The organism is Arsukibacterium sp. (assembly GCF_033722355.1).
Taxonomy (GTDB): Bacteria; Pseudomonadota; Gammaproteobacteria; order Enterobacterales; family Alteromonadaceae; genus Alishewanella.
Window position 1 is genome coordinate 1 of sequence record NZ_JAWVZF010000016.1, and the last position, 15,314, is coordinate 15,314.

General features: G+C 47.6%; 16 protein-coding genes. 13 read left to right on the top strand and 3 right to left on the bottom strand.

Annotated features, from left to right (window positions below; all coding sequences use genetic code 11):
• The 3 genes from R3177_RS03305 to R3177_RS03315 form a co-directional block, all read right to left on the bottom strand.
• On the bottom strand, positions 1-281 hold a 281-nt coding region (locus R3177_RS03305), incomplete at its 3' end, for a PQQ-dependent sugar dehydrogenase (protein WP_318969615.1).
• 106 nt (positions 282-387) lie between these two features.
• A complete protein-coding gene (bcp, locus tag R3177_RS03310) occupies positions 388-858 on the bottom strand; it encodes a thioredoxin-dependent thiol peroxidase (protein WP_318969616.1) in 471 nt (156 codons plus the stop codon).
• A 45-nt stretch (positions 859-903) separates the two neighbouring features.
• Complete coding sequence (locus R3177_RS03315) at positions 904-1,425, bottom strand: glycine cleavage system protein R (RefSeq protein ID WP_318969617.1); 522 nt, start codon at positions 1,423-1,425, stop codon at positions 904-906.
• Positions 1,426-1,608: 183 nt separating this feature from the next.
• Between R3177_RS03315 and dapA the strand changes: the two genes are divergently transcribed.
• The 13 genes from dapA (at position 1,609) to R3177_RS03380 (ending at position 15,312) form a co-directional block, all read left to right on the top strand.
• Positions 1,609-2,490: a 4-hydroxy-tetrahydrodipicolinate synthase gene (gene dapA, locus R3177_RS03320; protein WP_318969650.1), complete on the top strand. Its 882-nt coding sequence runs from the start codon at positions 1,609-1,611 to the stop codon at positions 2,488-2,490.
• A 74-nt stretch (positions 2,491-2,564) separates the two neighbouring features.
• A complete protein-coding gene (gene bamC, locus R3177_RS03325; RefSeq protein ID WP_318969618.1) occupies positions 2,565-3,629 on the top strand; it encodes an outer membrane protein assembly factor BamC in 1,065 nt (354 codons plus the stop codon).
• Between the two features lie 86 nt (positions 3,630-3,715).
• Positions 3,716-4,432, top strand: a complete 717-nt coding sequence (purC, locus tag R3177_RS03330; protein ID WP_318969619.1) for a phosphoribosylaminoimidazolesuccinocarboxamide synthase — start codon at positions 3,716-3,718, stop codon at positions 4,430-4,432.
• Positions 4,433-4,515: 83 nt separating this feature from the next.
• Positions 4,516-5,625, top strand: a complete 1,110-nt coding sequence (locus tag R3177_RS03335) for a DUF2066 domain-containing protein (RefSeq protein ID WP_318969620.1) — start codon at positions 4,516-4,518, stop codon at positions 5,623-5,625.
• The gene (gene hda / locus R3177_RS03340; RefSeq protein ID WP_318969621.1) at positions 5,626-6,321 is read left to right on the top strand and encodes a DnaA regulatory inactivator Hda; all 696 of its coding nucleotides are present in this window, start codon (positions 5,626-5,628) and stop codon (positions 6,319-6,321) included.
• A 152-nt stretch (positions 6,322-6,473) separates the two neighbouring features.
• Positions 6,474-7,454, top strand: a complete 981-nt coding sequence (gene pheS, locus R3177_RS03345; RefSeq protein ID WP_318969622.1) for a phenylalanine--tRNA ligase subunit alpha — start codon at positions 6,474-6,476, stop codon at positions 7,452-7,454.
• Positions 7,455-7,470: 16 nt separating this feature from the next.
• Positions 7,471-9,858, top strand: coding sequence for a phenylalanine--tRNA ligase subunit beta (pheT, locus tag R3177_RS03350; RefSeq protein ID WP_318969623.1), 2,388 nt, complete (start codon positions 7,471-7,473; stop codon positions 9,856-9,858).
• Positions 9,859-9,860: 2 nt separating this feature from the next.
• Entirely contained in the window at positions 9,861-10,157 is a 297-nt protein-coding gene (ihfA, locus tag R3177_RS03355) for an integration host factor subunit alpha (protein WP_318969624.1), read from the top strand.
• Positions 10,158-10,465: 308 nt separating this feature from the next.
• Positions 10,466-11,407: a DUF523 and DUF1722 domain-containing protein gene (locus R3177_RS03360; RefSeq protein ID WP_318969625.1), complete on the top strand. Its 942-nt coding sequence runs from the start codon at positions 10,466-10,468 to the stop codon at positions 11,405-11,407.
• 1 nt (position 11,408) lies between these two features.
• Entirely contained in the window at positions 11,409-12,857 is a 1,449-nt protein-coding gene (gene phrB / locus R3177_RS03365; protein ID WP_318969626.1) for a deoxyribodipyrimidine photo-lyase, read from the top strand.
• Positions 12,850-13,293, top strand: coding sequence for a nuclear transport factor 2 family protein (locus R3177_RS03370; RefSeq protein WP_318969627.1), 444 nt, complete (start codon positions 12,850-12,852; stop codon positions 13,291-13,293). The genes phrB and R3177_RS03370 overlap by 8 nt, the downstream gene beginning before the upstream one ends.
• Positions 13,294-13,303: 10 nt before the next feature.
• The gene (locus R3177_RS03375) at positions 13,304-14,560 is read left to right on the top strand and encodes an NAD(P)/FAD-dependent oxidoreductase (RefSeq protein WP_318969628.1); all 1,257 of its coding nucleotides are present in this window, start codon (positions 13,304-13,306) and stop codon (positions 14,558-14,560) included.
• Entirely contained in the window at positions 14,560-15,312 is a 753-nt protein-coding gene (locus R3177_RS03380) for a DUF1365 domain-containing protein (protein ID WP_318969629.1), read from the top strand. Before R3177_RS03375 ends, R3177_RS03380 begins: the two co-directional genes overlap by 1 nt.
• The last annotated feature ends 2 nt before the right edge of the window (positions 15,313-15,314 follow it).

A 15,314-nucleotide genomic window follows, 5' to 3' on the forward strand; every position in this document is an offset into this window, starting at 1 on the left:
CCCCCCTGGCCAGCGACTACGATGTCTGGTAGCCCAGCTATTGGCTCACTGAGGCTGCCATCGTTATTAACGTAACGTAACCTGCCGGCCCGCTCTGTTACCAGCATTCTGCCATCCTGAACAAATGCCAGTCCCCACGGATGCTCGAGGCCGTCGGTGACGACTTCCACTTGTAAGGCTACTTTTTCTGATTTAATGTCGGTGATTTGCCGGGCATCAAGCTCGCTGCTCAGGGTAAGCAGCGCAGCAGTGGCGAACAGCATTCTGGTATAACAGTTCATAACATCTCCTGTAAAATTTTGCTTATCCTAGTCGCTGTGCTGCCAATTGATACAAAGACAGGTCAGAATGGCCAGCCTGCACGACAAATACCCATTATCCAGCTACTTACTGATTATCCAGATAGTCCAGCACAACCTGATGATGGTCTTTTGTTTTAAATTTATCGAAAACATGGGCAATACTGCCATCCCGGTTAATCAGAAAGCTTACCCGGTGCAGGCCATCATAAACCTTGCCCATAAACTTTTTGCTGCCCCATACCCCAAACTGGTCGGCAACCTGATGATCCTCATCGCTTAGCAGGGTGAAATTTAACTGATCGCGCTCTGTAAATTTAGCCAGCCGCTGTGGTGCATCAGTACTGATACCTAAGACGGTAACACCCTGTTTGATAAAGTTTTGCTGACTGTCCCGCAACTGACAGGCTTGAACGGTACAACCAGGTGTCATGGCTTTGGGATAAAAATACACCAGAACGCGGTTATCTTTGAGCAAGCTGCTTAAACTCACGGGCTGATTAGTTTGATCGGGTAACGTAAAATCCGGTGCCTGCTGGCCCGCTGTCAATGTCTGCATTGTCCCTCCTGTATCAAAATATCAATCTCTTTAACTGTGTCAGACTTACCGGGCAGTAAAAGTGCCGGTAAGGTTCAATTCGGCCAGTAAAGCCATCACCTGGCTCTCAATAGCAGCCGGCTTTACGCCATCAGGAATTTCCAGTGTCATCTGGCTGTGCATCTTCACCGAGCTATCGTCATTGACAGACGTGGCTGATTGCAACGAACCAATGTAAATATTCTGACTGGCCAGTAAGCCGGTAATGGCGCCGAGCGTGCCAACTTTATCCGGTCCGGCGTAATCCAGTACATAATGGGCCGCGACCTGGGTACGGGGCCGGGCAGTGGTACGTTTGGTCATGGTGGTCAGATCAAGTTCTAAACCCAGCGCGGGAATAAGATATTCAATTTTACTGATTGCCGCCTGATCTCCCTGAATCAGCATAATGAATGTAAATTCATTGCCAAAAACGGCCATCCGGCTGTCGATAATATTGGCATTGTAATCCGTCACCAGCCTTGCCAGTTTGCTGACAATGCCTGTACGGTCAGTACCTATAGCAGTTATGACGAGTTGTTGTGACATAAAACTCCAACCAACATATGTTGAATTAAAAGTGATACTGAACAGGCTGCCAAGCTTATCATAGGTGACCGGGGCTAACTATTGGCATTATCGGTTTCCTGTCTTGTGTTTGTCTGCCGCACTCTTTAACATAGGCCGCCTTAATTATTGACAGCGGTTTTTATTGTGGAGCCTTTAACTGTGATGTTCAGCGGATGTTTTGTTGCATTAGTCACCCCTATGCTGCCAGACGGCGAAATTGATTATAAAGGCCTGGAGCAGCTGGTTGACCTGCATTTGCAACATGGTACCGATGGTCTGGTTATCATGGGCACCACAGCTGAAGCTGCAACGATTAGTTTGTCCGAGCAATCTGATGTGATTGCCAGAGTGGCTGGCCAGGTAAGTGGCCAGATCCCGGTGCTGGCAGGTAATGGTAGCAATGCGACTGCCGAGGGAGTAGCGCGCACCCGCGAGCTTGATAAACTGGCGATTGATGGCTTTCTGACCGTAACGCCGTTTTATAATAAACCAATGCAAAAAGGTATGCTGGCCCATTATCAGCAGGTGGCTGCCGCCACCCAAAAGCCGGTGCTGCTTTATAATGTGCCGGGTCGTACCGGTGTTGACTTGTTGCCTGAAACTGTCGCTGAACTGGCGATGACAGATAATATTGTTGGCATTAAAGAGGCCACCGGCTCGCTGACCCGCCTGAGCGATTTACAACGCTGCTGCCCGGGCGACTTTCTGTTATTTAGTGGTGATGATGCAAGCGGTCTGAACTTTATGCGCGCTGGAGGCCATGGTGTTATTTCGGTGACTGCCAACGTGGCACCGGCACAGATGTCGCGGTTATGTAAACTTGCGCTGAGTGGACACTTTGCTGAAGCAGAGCAGCTGGACCAATCCCTGCAGGGGCTGCATCATCAGTTGTTTATTGAATCCAATCCGATTCCGGTCAAGTGGGCATTGCAGCGGATGGGTGTGATGACGTCAGACTTTATGCGCTTACCACTGACTCAACTGGAACCAATTCATCATCAGATAATCGAACAGGCATTACAACAGGCAGGCCTGGTGGCCTGAATTCTAAAGTAGATAATCTAACCCGGCGCCTGACGTCAGGTTTTAACAGAAATACCTTTTCAGGAGTAGTACAGGTGCATTATTGGAAAAAAAGTTGTATCACATTGTCGCTGGCGACCTTTGTATTAGCTGGTTGCACCGTATTTAACGATGACCCCGACAACCGTGTACAACGTCAGCAAGTTAACCTGGAGATTCCGGCTGATCTGGCGCCCCCCCCACAGCCTGCCAAGTATGATATCCCGCCAATCGTTGATGGCAATGCCGAGGTGGCAGATAAGTCACCCGTGCTGGTGCTGGCAACAGCCTCCAGTAGCCGGATAACGGACGAGGCTGAAAAGCTGGCCAGAGTGATGTTTGAAAGGAATGACTTAACCGGCGATTTGGTGCCTTTTTTACAAGCGCAGATTATTAACTTCTTTAGTGCGCAGGATATCGATATCAAGCCAACTGACAGTACCAGCCTAAGTTTTGAAACAGGTTGGATTAAACGCTATCGCACTGAAGGTTTCTGGTTCTGGCAGGAACAGCAGCAGTTAGATGAGGCGCGTTATGCTATTGATATTGAGCCACGACCGCATGGCAGAACGGCAGTGGTGACAGTGAGTTTGCAGGAACATCGTTACTTCGATAAGCAAGCGGCCCTGAGCAAAGCCGTGGCCCGCGATCACGAAGTAGCCTTGCTGAATGGATTAATTAATCAGGTGGCGATAGCAGAAATTGCCACTGCAGTTGCAAACCGCGACCGGATACCGGAAGTTGGTTTAGAGCCGGCTTTGAACAATGCAGGTGAACCGGCATTTAAAACGCCGCAGTCAATAGATGTGACCTGGTCACAATTAGAACCGGTGTTCGAGCAACTTAATTTTACTGTAAATGATATTAACCGTTCTGCGTTTACTTATTATGTCAGCTACACCAAACCCAGCCGTGGTATGTGGGCGACGATGATGGGCCGCGACGCGCCGCCTGTTTTACCGATAGCTGACAATGATTACCAGATTGTTTTACAGCGTTCTGGTGACGGAACAATTATTAACCTGTTAACGAAAGAGGGTAAGTCATTAGCGGCTGAGACGGTAGTAGCAGCTTATGATCCGTTTGTCGCTGCCATCCGGGCTGCCAAAGTGGAACTTTAAGCAGAAGACAGAAAAAGTCATTTGCCAACAGCATAAAGATCTTTATACTTTCGCCTGATTTTTTCGCCAGGCGATCGGAGTGAATAATGGTTCAAAAAACGACAGAGTTGTACCGCGGTAAGGCCAAAACAGTTTATAACACGACTGACGAAAACTTACTTATCCTTCACTTTCGCAATGACACTTCTGCGTTCGATGGCGAGCGCATTGAGCAGTTAGATCGTAAAGGCATGATAAACAATAAATTTAACTATTTTATTATGCAGAAGCTGGAGCAGGCTGGTATACCAACGCAGGTTGAATCCTTATTAAATGACGACGAGGTTCTGGTTAAAAAGCTGACGATGATACCGGTTGAATGTGTGGTTCGAAACTATGCAGCGGGCTCATTGGTACGCCGGCTTGGCGTGACAGAAGGTACAGCGTTAACCCCGCCAACCTTTGAATTGTTTTTGAAAAACGATGCGCTGCATGATCCAATGGTTAATGAATCATTGGCGGAGTCATTTGGCTGGGCCACTGCTGAGCAGTTAGCTCAGATGAAACGGTTAACGTTTAAAGCCAATGAGGTGCTACAGGCTTTGTTTTCTGATGCCGGAATGTTATTAGTTGATTTTAAACTGGAATTTGGCTTATTTAATGGCCAGGTTGTATTAGGTGACGAATTTTCTCCAGATGGCTGCCGGCTGTGGGATAAAGCAACCCGTAAAAAGCTGGATAAAGACAGGTTCCGGCAGGGGCTGGGTGGTGTCGTAGAGGCCTACGAAGAAGTAGCCAACCGGCTTGGCGTTAATTTAAATTAAACACGCATCAAAGCCACCGTAAGGTGGCTTTGTTGTGTTAGCCATCTATGATGATTTGCTACGCAAGAAATAAAGGAGTGCAGATGCAAGCTATAAGGCTGTTGCTGGCAACTTTGCTGATACTGTTGAGTCATCGGGTGACCGCTGTAGAGATTGACAATTTATATGTTGCCGATGTCAGTGCGGAGCAGAATCAGCGCCAGTGGCAAAGCAATGCGTTGGCACAGGTTATCAGCCGGCTAACCGGTATCACAGATCTCACTTCGTATCCTGCCATTGCCAGTGAACTGAATGACGCAGGTAAATATGTTAAACAATTTGAATCGGTTCGTCTGAATGGCAATAACCGACTAAGAGTGCTGCTGGACTCGGCTTTAATCAAGGTGCTATTGCAGCAACAGGGCGTAGCCATCTGGGGAGCACACCGTCCGGAAATACTAATGTGGATAGTTCAGCAACAAGGCGCGGACCGCTCTTTTGTGCGTCAGCAAGACAATGAACTGATTAAATTGCTGCGCCAGCAACTCGCTGAGGCGGGTATACCGGTCACATTACCGCTGTATGATATAGACGATCTGATGCAGCTGAATGAAACAGATGTCTGGGCTGGATTCTGGCAGCCCATTTCACAGGCGAGTGTTCGCTACCGGCCTGATATGATTATGACGCTGGCATTAGACGACGTCAGCCAGAACGGTCAAACCCTGCTCAGGTTGAGCTGGCAACGCCAGAGCCCGCAGCCCGGAACAAGCCAGAGTCGGATTTTCCGCAACGAGGTGATTGCAGCTGATCTCAGTGGGCTGGTTAGCGCCTTTACTGCTGCATTAAGCGCAGAGCTTGCAGCAGAGCAGGCTGTGATGTTAAGTGCCGATCTGAAAAGTTATCAGCTGGCGGTGAGCAATGTACCAAGCCTGGCGGATGTCTTAACCGTTGAGCGCCTGCTGAATCGGGTGCTTGGTGTGGCGGCTGTTACATTACGTGAATTTTCTGAAAGTGAAGCCCGGTTCGCGGTTGACCTGCAAATCGAATTGCCACAGCTTAAGGGTATGCTGCAGTGGCAACCGGCACTTGTCCTGGCGGAGCCTGAAAGTGAGTTCCCGCGCACGGTGCCGGGAAGCGAAAACCTGAATAGCGCCGTTGAACTGAATCCGGTACTACCGGCCGATGTCAGCTATCAGTTTATCAGGCGCTAAATGCAGCCACTGCAATACACTCTCGCTGTGACGTTGCCTGACGATGAAACGCTGGATAGCTTTTATACGACAGGCCAGACTGAGATCGTCAGTGCTGTAAAATGTTACCTGAATGCACCTGATAAAATACCACCGTTATATGTATTTGGTGCCAGTGGCAGTGGTAAGTCGCATTTGTTGTATGCGTCTTGCATTTATGCACAGGAACAGGGACTGACCAGCCAGTTGCTGGCGTTGCAGGATTATCGTGCGCTTAGTCCGCGTTTACTGGATGATTTAGAACAACTTGATCTGGTATGTCTAGATAATATTCAGGCTATCGCCGATGACCTGAGTTGGCAGATAGCGGTATTTGATTTATATAACCGGATGGTTGAACAGGGCAAGGCATTATTTATTGTCGCTAATCAGACGCCGGCCAGGCTTGGCTTTAAACTGGCTGATCTGATATCCCGTCTGCAAGCCTGCCAGAGCTTGCAACTTCGCTTACTAACGGATGACGATAAACAAAAGTTATTACAGCAAAAAGCGTATCAGCGCGGTATGGAGTTGGGTGATGACGTTGCCCGTTTTCTACTTAACCGTTATCAACGTGATATCCGCTCGCTGGTTGCGATATTGGATAAGCTTGATAAAGCTTCTATTGTTCATCAGCGCAAATTAACGATTCCGTTTATTAAATCTATTCTGCTCTAATCGCTTAACCTTATCGTACTGACGGTTACTGGTTGTCCCTGCTGCTATTTTTGCCTAAAAAAGCCCGTCATCTACTGCGTTTTAACCCAGATTTTGGTGTATCATTAGCGGTTTTAATCTGACTGACTATCTTGGCTGCTTTGAGGACAAAGATGAATCTGACTGCGATATTAGATAATGCGCTGCAAGCTGTTGCTGCGGCGCCAGACATAGCGGCACTGGACGAGGTTCGTGTAACCTTTATGGGAAAAAAAGGCAGTATTACCGAACTGTTAAAATCTCTCGGGGCGATGGATCCTGAACAGCGCAAAATTGCCGGCCAGCAAATCAATGAACTGAAACAACAGGTGCAGGATGCCCTGAACCAGAAACGCGATCTGCTGCAGCAGGCACAGCTGGCGGCAAAACTGGCTCAGGAGCAGATTGATGTCACATTACCGGGCCGGAAACTTGATGATGGTGGTCTGCATCCGGTGACCCGGACCATTGCCCGGATTGAAAGTTTTTTCACTGAATTAGGTTTTGCTGTGAAGCATGGTCCGGAAATCGAAGATGATTTTCATAATTTTGATGCATTAAATATTCCTGAGCATCATCCGGCACGGGCTGACCATGATACCTTTTATTTTAATCCTAAGCTGATGTTGCGTACCCAGACCTCAGGCGTACAAATCAGGACAATGGAGCAACAGCAGCCCCCTCTGCGGATTATTTCGCCGGGGCGGGTATACCGGAATGATTATGACCAAACTCATACCCCGATGTTTCATCAGGTTGAGGGCTTAATGGTGGATAAAAATGTCAGCTTTACTGAGCTAAAAGGCATTTTGCATGATTTTTTACAAAATTTCTTCGAACAGGATTTACAAGTGCGGTTCCGGCCGTCGTTCTTTCCGTTTACTGAGCCCTCAGCTGAAGTTGATGTCATGGGCAAAAATGGTAAATGGCTGGAAGTATTAGGCTGTGGCATGGTACATCCGAACGTGTTGCGTTCAGTCGGCATTGACCCGGAAATATACAGCGGTTTTGCTTTTGGCATGGGTGTTGAACGCTTGACCATGCTCCGCTACGGCGTCACTGACCTCAGGTCATTTTTTGAAAACGATTTACGCTTTTTAAAGCAGTTCAGATAAGCGGAGTATTCCAGGTATGAAATTTAGTGAAGCATGGTTACGGCAGTGGGTTAATCCGGCGATTGATACTGCCTCCTTATCTGAGCAATTGTCGATGGCGGGGCTGGAGGTTGACAGTATTGCACCGGTTGCCGGCGTTTTCAGCGGCGTGGTGGTCGGTGAAGTGGTTGCCTGTAGCCCTCATCCTGATGCGGATAAGTTGCAGATAACCCAGGTAAATATCGGCCAGCCTGAGTTGCTGGATATTGTATGTGGCGCAAAAAACTGCCGCAAAGGTTTAAAAGTAGCGGTTGCTAAGGTCGGTGCAGTATTACCCGGTGATTTTGTTATTAAAAAAGCCAAGCTGCGTGGCCAGCCATCGAATGGCATGCTGTGTTCATTTTCTGAGCTGGGTATGGCGGATGATTCTGACGGTATTATGGAGTTACCTGACGATGCACCGGTTGGCATCGATATCCGGCAGTATCTGGAGCTGGATGATCATACGATCGAAGTTGATTTAACACCAAACCGGGCTGATTGCCTTGGTATTAAAGGTCTGGCCCGTGAAGTCGGCGTCTTAAATAAACTGTCAGTCTGTCAGCCAGAGATAGCAGCGGTAGCACCAGCGATTACTGAGCAAAGAGCGATTAAATTGTCAGCGCCAGAGGGTTGTCCGCGTTATCTTGGTCGGGTTATCAGAGATGTTGATCTGAGCCGGCCCAGTCCGTTGTGGTTAACTGAAAAGTTGCGCCGCTGCGGTGTACGCAGTATTGATCCGGTGGTCGATGTTACTAACTATGTATTGCTTGAATTAGGCCATCCGATGCATGCTTTCGATTTAGCTGAATTATCAGGGGATATTGACGTACGTTTCGCCCGCGAAGGTGAAAAGCTGGTTTTGCTCGATGAAACGGAAGTTGAGCTGAAAACTAATACCTTAGTTATCGCAGACAGTGAGAAGGCGCTGGCAATGGCCGGCATTTTTGGCGGGCTTGCAAGTGGAGTAACAACGAAAACCAGAGATATTTTTCTGGAAAGTGCATTTTTCTCGCCACTGACGATTGCCGGTAAAGCCCGTCAGTATGGTTTGCATACTGATGCCTCCCATCGCTACGAACGTGGTGTTGATCCACAATTACAACGCACTGCCATCGAACGTGCTACAGCGTTGCTGTTACAGATAGTGGGCGGTAAAGCGGGTCCTGTGGTGGAAGCTGTTTCCGCTGAGCACCTGCCAAAATGTGCTGACATCAGTCTGACAGAAGCAAAGCTCTTGCGTTTACTCGGTCATCCGATACCAAAAGCAGAAGTGAGTGATATTCTGAGCCGGCTGGGCCTGACGGTCAGTGATACTTCTGCGGGATGGGATGTCGTTGTACCTGGTTACCGATTCGATATTCAGATAAGTGAAGATCTGGTTGAAGAGATTGCCCGGGTATATGGTTATAACAATATTCCGAATGTTGCGCCGCAGGCTTCGCTGTGCATGCGTAAATTCAGTGAGGCAGAATTAAGTGTGCAGCGGATGCGCGAACTGCTGGTGGACCGCGGTTATCAGGAAGCGATAACCTATAGTTTTGTTGATCCTAAAGTACAGCAGATATTATTTGCGGACCAACAGGCACTTATTTTGCCTAATCCGATTTCCGCAGATATGTCAGCGATGCGACTCAATTTGTGGCCAGGATTAATTCAGACAGCGCAATATAACCAGAACCGGCAGCAATCAAGGTTACGATTGTTTGAATATGGCCTTAAATTTATCCCGGATACCGCCGCAGAGGGTGGTGTCCGGCAGGTTGCCGTAATTGGTGGTTTGGTTGTGGGTTCACTGAGCAATGAACATTGGGCCATGCCTGAACGTGCTGCCGACTTTTTTGATGTTAAAGGGGACGTTGAAGCATTACTCAGTGTGACATCGGCTACCAGCGAGATCAGTTTCTGTCCTGCAACGCATAGCGCATTGCACCCGGGACAAACTGCTGAGATAAGGCGTGGCAGCCGGGTGGTTGGCTATCTTGGCGCGCTTCACCCGGAAGCCGAACGCAAACTGGCAATAAAAGGTAAAGCATATTTATTTGAGCTTGAACTGGCAGCGCTTGGACAGCGTGCTATTGTTGAAGCGGACGAACTCTCAAAATACCCTGCTAACCGGCGGGATCTGGCTGTCGTAGTGAAATCGGATGTGCGTTTTGCTGATATTGTTGCTAGTATAAAAAAAGTTGGCGTAAATCAATTGGTTGACCTAAAATTGTTTGACGTATATACCGGACAGGGTGTAGCAGACGGTTATAAGTCGCTCGCTATCGCGCTGACCTTGCAGGATAAAGCTCGTACGCTTGAGGATAGAGATATCCAAGTTGTTGTCAATCAAGTGGTTAACGTGCTTAAAGACGAATTCGACGCAACGTTGAGGGATTAAGAATGGCGCTTACCAAAGCTGATTTAGCAGAACGGTTGTTTACCAAGTTTGGCGTGAGTAAACGTGATGCTAAATTGATAGTAGAGGCTTTTTTTGAAGAAATCCGGACCGCGCTGGAAGCGGGCGAACAGGTAAAGTTATCTGGCTTTGGTAACTTTGACTTACGGGTAAAAAATGAACGGCCTGGCCGCAATCCGAAAACCGGGGAGGATATTCCTATCTCAGCCCGATGTGTTGTGACTTTCCGGCCGGGACAGAAATTGAAATCCAGAGTAGAAACCGGTACCAGCAAAGGCTGAGTAAGGTATCAGCCTGACGTTAAGATACATGCTTGTCAGCAAACCTCAACACTGGTTTAGCTGGCAGGCAGGCTTTAGCCAGTGAGAAAGTAATTTGCTGGTAAGTTATGTTCAGCGCAACATTAAAGCTATTAGAAGACGGTAGTTACCTGGCGGGTAATTACCGTTTTTTTTATGGTGAATTTTTGTTGGTAAACTGATCCGCCCATCAGCTTGTACTGTAAACAAAACAGGTCACCACTGCATGAAGTGTTCAGGATGATCGTAATCTCAGTGATAGTAAGGCGTTACATGTTCAGGCTTTTCATATGACTATTCAAATTGGTATCAGTGCTTGTGTGCTGGGTGAGCCCGTTCGCTTTGATGGAGGCCACAAAGCTTCAACGTTTTGTCTGCAACATCTCAGGTCGCTGGTGCGATTCGTTGCAGTTTGTCCGGAGCAGGCTATCGGTCTGGGTGTGCCACGTCCGGCAATCCGGTTACAGCGAGATGCAGCACACAATATTACGCTGGTTCAGAGCCGCGACCCTTCTGTTGATCACACATCAGCGATGCTGACTTACACTGACCGGTTGTTACCTGAACTGGCAAGGCTGAGCGGCTATATAGTGTGTGCAAAATCGCCAAGTTGTGGTATGGAGCGGGTCAGAGTGTATGACGATGCAGGTCAGCAACTTGGTAAGATCGGTGTCGGCGTCTTTACCCGCCGATTGATGCAATACTATCCGTGGTTGCCGGTAGAGGAAGATGGACGGTTGCTTGATCCTGCGCTCAGAGAAAACTTCATTACCCGAATTTACGCCTGCCACGACTATCAGCAGCAAATGCAGGATGGATTCAGTGTTGCCAAGCTGGTTAACTTTCATAGCCGGTACAAATTTTTGATTATGGCGCACAGCCCCACAGCCTACCGGGAACTAGGCAGACTGGTCGCCAGTGCCCGGCTGTTTGATATGGCTGAATTATCGCAAAGGTATCTGACCGATCTGATGCAAGCATTAAAAAACATCGCTACTCGCAAGCTGCATGCAAATGTGCTGCAACATTTACAGGGCTTTTTAAAGAAGTCGTTAACTTATGCCGAAAAACAGGAACTGACAGATTTAATTCATCGTTACCGTCAGGGTTTTCTGCCGTTAATGTCACCCCTTACGCTGCTGACTCACCACTTACGCCAGTATCCTAATCAGTATGTTGCAGCGCAAAGATACCTCTGCCCTTACCCGGAACAATTAGGATTGCGAGCCTGATATGGCAAAAAAAAATCAGCTTCATGTAGTCTGGTTGCGTAATGATTTGCGCTCGTATGACAACGCGGCATTGTATTATGCTGCAACAGCGGCAAATGATAACGCTGACAGTGCAGTACTCGCTGTGTATATTGCGACGCCAAAAACCTGGCAGCAGCATCAGATGGCACCCAGAAAGCAAGACTTAATACGACGCAGAGTTTTGCAGATGCAAACTGAGCTTGCCAGACAAAATATTGCACTTCTTGCGCTGGAAGCCGAGACTTATCAGGACTGCAGCACCATCTTAGCCGGGCTGGCTCAAGCGGGTATGGTCACGTTATATGGCCAGACCGAATATGAGCTGCGTGAGCAACAACGCGACAAGGTAATCACCAAACAATTGCAGGATGATGGTATAACGGTGAACTGGTATGACAGACTCTGTGTTATGCCTCCAGGTAGTATAGTTACGCAAAACGGTGACACCTACAAAGTGTTTACTCCGTTCAAAAAAACGTGGTTATCACGCTTATATGAACAGGAAATCCGCTGTTTCCCCAGACCAAAAGCGACTGAACTGATTGATGCAGAACCGCTGGCAAAGCAACTCGGTTTATCGGCCATCCGCGCTGGTGATGGTAGTTCAGCAGACTGGCCAGTGGCAGAACAACAGGTACTGGATAAATTACGTAATTTTTGTCAGCAACAGGTGGCAGATTACAATGAACAACGGGATTTTCCGGCACTGGACGGCACATCCAGGTTGTCTGCCTATCTTGCTTGTGGGGTATTGTCAGCCCAGCAGTGCGTGAATCGTCTGCAGCTGGAAGCCGGAGCGGCTTTGGAACAGGAAAAAAGTGGTGCCAGTGTCTGGCTGTCTGAACTGATATGGCGTGAATTCTACAAACACATCCTCGTTGCTTATCCGGATCTGATTAAGCATAAGCCATTTCAGGCTGACACAGCGGCAATTCGCTGGCGAGATGACAAATCAATGTTCAAAGCCTGGTGCGAAGGCAAAACCGGTTATCCAATCGTTGATGCAGCAATGCGCCAGTTGAATCAGACTGGTTGGATGCATAACCGTCTCAGAATGATTACCGCCAGTTTTTTAGTAAAAGATTTGCAGATAGACTGGCGTTGGGGGGAGCAGTATTTTATGTCACAGTTAATTGACGGAGAATTTGCTGCTAATAATGGTGGCTGGCAATGGGCAGCCTCGACAGGCACAGACGCTGCTCCTTATTTCCGGATTTTTAATCCGGTGACTCAAAGCGAACGTTTTGATCCAGACGCTGAGTTTATTAAAAAATATATACCGGAATTAGCGCGGCTGACTGATAAAGAAATTCATTGGCCGCACCGAAAGACAACACCATCAGGCTACTGGCCTGCCATAGTTGACCATAGTGAGGCACGAAAGCTTACTCTGGAACTGTTTTCTGAGGTTAAAAAGTCGGATGAATAAGCAAACTGACACTAAACTGGCAGCGTTTCTTACGTTTTATAATTCATTATCACACGATGGCTTAAACCGTCTGGCAGAAATCTATACTGAGAATGTGGTTTTTACCGATCCTGTACATCAGATTACCGGCAGACAGGCGTTAATGACATATTTTTCTCATGCTTATCAGCGCCTTGCATATTGCAAATTTGAGCCAGTAAGCCAGACTGATGATGACAGTCTGAGTTTTATCAGCTGGATAATGACATTATCTCATCCGGCCATTGGCAAAGGAAAAGAGATTAAAGTTCATGGTTGCACAGAGCTGCGCTGGCATGATCAGCATATTTACTATCACCGTGATTACTATGATCTGACAGAATTAGTTTATCGACACATACCGGTCCTGGGCTGGGCAACAACACAAGTAAAACAAAGAATGGCAAAAGCTGATTAAGGGAGCGGGAATGCGTATAGCAGTAATTGGCGGCGGAATATCGGGGATGTTAAGCTGGTATTTGTTACAGCAGAAACATCAGGTAACTCTGTTTGAGGCAAATGATTACCTGGGAGGACATACCGCAACTGTTGATGTCGAAATTGCTGGCAAGTCATATGCAATTGATACGGGTTTTATCGTTTTTAATAACTGGACCTATCCGGTATTTAATAAGTTTATTAACGAGCTGGGGGTGGAAAAACTCGATACCGAAATGAGTTTTTCGGTTAAAAATACAGAACAAAATCTGGAATATAATGGTAATACGTTTGCTAGCTTATTTGCTCAGAAACGTAATATTTTCCGACCATCGTTCTGGCGGATGTTAGTCGATATTGTTCGCTTTAATAAACTTGGTAAACAGTTAGTCGCTGAAGATCATGCTGATTTAGACCTGAAACTGGGAGAGTTTCTGCAAAAGTACCGGTTTGGCGATGGTATGCGCGATAATTATCTGTTACCGATGGGCGCCGCTATCTGGTCGGCGGGCTTAACAGAAATGCCATTATTTCCAGTCAGGTTTTTTCTGCGGTTTTTTAATAATCATGGTTTACTCAATCTTGCAGACCGTCCGCAGTGGGCGGTAATAAAAGGTGGGTCGAAACGCTATGTCGAAGCGCTGATAAATAAACTGGGCAGGCAAAACCTTCGGTTATCTCAGCGCATTGCGTCGGTTGTCCGCCGCGAGCAGGGAGTCACCCTGCACTTTGCTAATGGTGAAACTGAGCAGTTTGATAAAGTCGTGTTTGCCTGCCACAGTGACCAGGCACTGGCATTACTTGGCAGTGATGCTACAGCTGATGAGCAGGCCATTTTAGGCGCTATTGCCTATCAGCAAAATGAAGTGGTACTTCACACTGATACCCGATTGCTGCCGGAGCGTCGTGCGGCATGGGCTTCGTGGAACTATAACTTAGATGCTGCCGAGCGACATCGGGCTACGTTAACCTATAATATGAATATCTTGCAGCGGCTGGAAGCACCGGTAACTTTTTGTGTGACGTTGAATAACAGCAACGCTATTGCCAGCGATAAAATTCTTGGCCGGTATCGCTATGCTCATCCTGTTTACAACATGATGACCATGGCTGCTCAGTTACAACGAAAAGTTATTAACGGCCAGAATAACAGTTATTTTTGCGGCGCATACTGGTATAACGGCTTTCATGAAGATGGCGCCAGAAGTGCGGTTGATGTCGCTGCGATGTTCGGGATCCAATACTGATGCAAACCGGGCATGCAGTGTATTGCGGTGAGGTTGGCCATAAGCGATTTGTGCCGAAGATACATGGTTTTACTTATTCGCTCAATGCGTACTGGTTAGATTGCTCAATGTTAACAACTACGCATTTAGCAGCAGTGGGAATTACCTGCGAAGGATTTGGCGCAATCAGTTATCGGCGGCGCGATTACCTTGCCGGTCACAATGATTTACATACTGCTGTCCAGGATAAAGTGAAAGCGTTGGGTGGCAATAAGCCATTGGCTAAAGTGTATGTACTGACACCACTGGCAAACTGGGGTTATTACTTCAGTCCGCTGACACTCTATTACTGTTATGATGTTGATAATCAGTTTTGTTATCTGCTGGCGGAAGTCAGTAATACCCCATGGAACGAACGACACTACTATCTGCAGACAATCAGTGCAGATATAAGTCAGACCGGGTTTTATCATCACGATAAAGCGTTTCACGTGTCGCCATTTAACCCGCTTGATATGCAATATCGCTGGCAAATTCCAGCACCGGCTGCCAGCTTGTACTGCAGTATTACTAATCTTCAGGCGCAACAAGCCGTTTTCAGTGCCTGGGTCAGCTTAAAACGGTTTGAGCTGACCAGAGCGAGCCGTCGGCGGATCTTGATCCGCCATCCATGGCAAAACGTACAGGTAATGTGGCGCATCTACTGGCAGGCGTTAAAACTTTATTTAAAAGGCGTGCCGCTCCATCAACATCCAAAAACCAGGGAAAAGTAGTT

Excerpts from the sequence above, each read along its gene's own strand:
- phrB (WP_318969626.1), top strand. The coding sequence starts at position 11,409 with ATGGCAAAAAAAAATCAGCTTCATGTAGTCTGGTTGCGTAATGATTTG.
- R3177_RS03380 (WP_318969629.1), top strand. The coding sequence starts at position 14,560 with ATGCAAACCGGGCATGCAGTGTATTGCGGTGAGGTTGGCCATAAGCGA.
- dapA (WP_318969650.1), top strand. The coding sequence starts at position 1,609 with ATGTTCAGCGGATGTTTTGTTGCATTAGTCACCCCTATGCTGCCAGAC.
- R3177_RS03375 (WP_318969628.1), top strand. The coding sequence starts at position 13,304 with ATGCGTATAGCAGTAATTGGCGGCGGAATATCGGGGATGTTAAGCTGG.
- pheT (WP_318969623.1), top strand. The coding sequence starts at position 7,471 with ATGAAATTTAGTGAAGCATGGTTACGGCAGTGGGTTAATCCGGCGATT.
- R3177_RS03370 (WP_318969627.1), top strand. The coding sequence starts at position 12,850 with ATGAATAAGCAAACTGACACTAAACTGGCAGCGTTTCTTACGTTTTAT.
- R3177_RS03315 (WP_318969617.1), bottom strand. The coding sequence starts at position 1,425 with ATGTCACAACAACTCGTCATAACTGCTATAGGTACTGACCGTACAGGC.
- bcp (WP_318969616.1), bottom strand. The coding sequence starts at position 858 with ATGCAGACATTGACAGCGGGCCAGCAGGCACCGGATTTTACGTTACCC.
- R3177_RS03335 (WP_318969620.1), top strand. The coding sequence starts at position 4,516 with ATGCAAGCTATAAGGCTGTTGCTGGCAACTTTGCTGATACTGTTGAGT.
- ihfA (WP_318969624.1), top strand. The coding sequence starts at position 9,861 with ATGGCGCTTACCAAAGCTGATTTAGCAGAACGGTTGTTTACCAAGTTT.
- hda (WP_318969621.1), top strand. The coding sequence starts at position 5,626 with ATGCAGCCACTGCAATACACTCTCGCTGTGACGTTGCCTGACGATGAA.
- purC (WP_318969619.1), top strand. The coding sequence starts at position 3,716 with ATGGTTCAAAAAACGACAGAGTTGTACCGCGGTAAGGCCAAAACAGTT.
- R3177_RS03360 (WP_318969625.1), top strand. The coding sequence starts at position 10,466 with ATGACTATTCAAATTGGTATCAGTGCTTGTGTGCTGGGTGAGCCCGTT.
- pheS (WP_318969622.1), top strand. The coding sequence starts at position 6,474 with ATGAATCTGACTGCGATATTAGATAATGCGCTGCAAGCTGTTGCTGCG.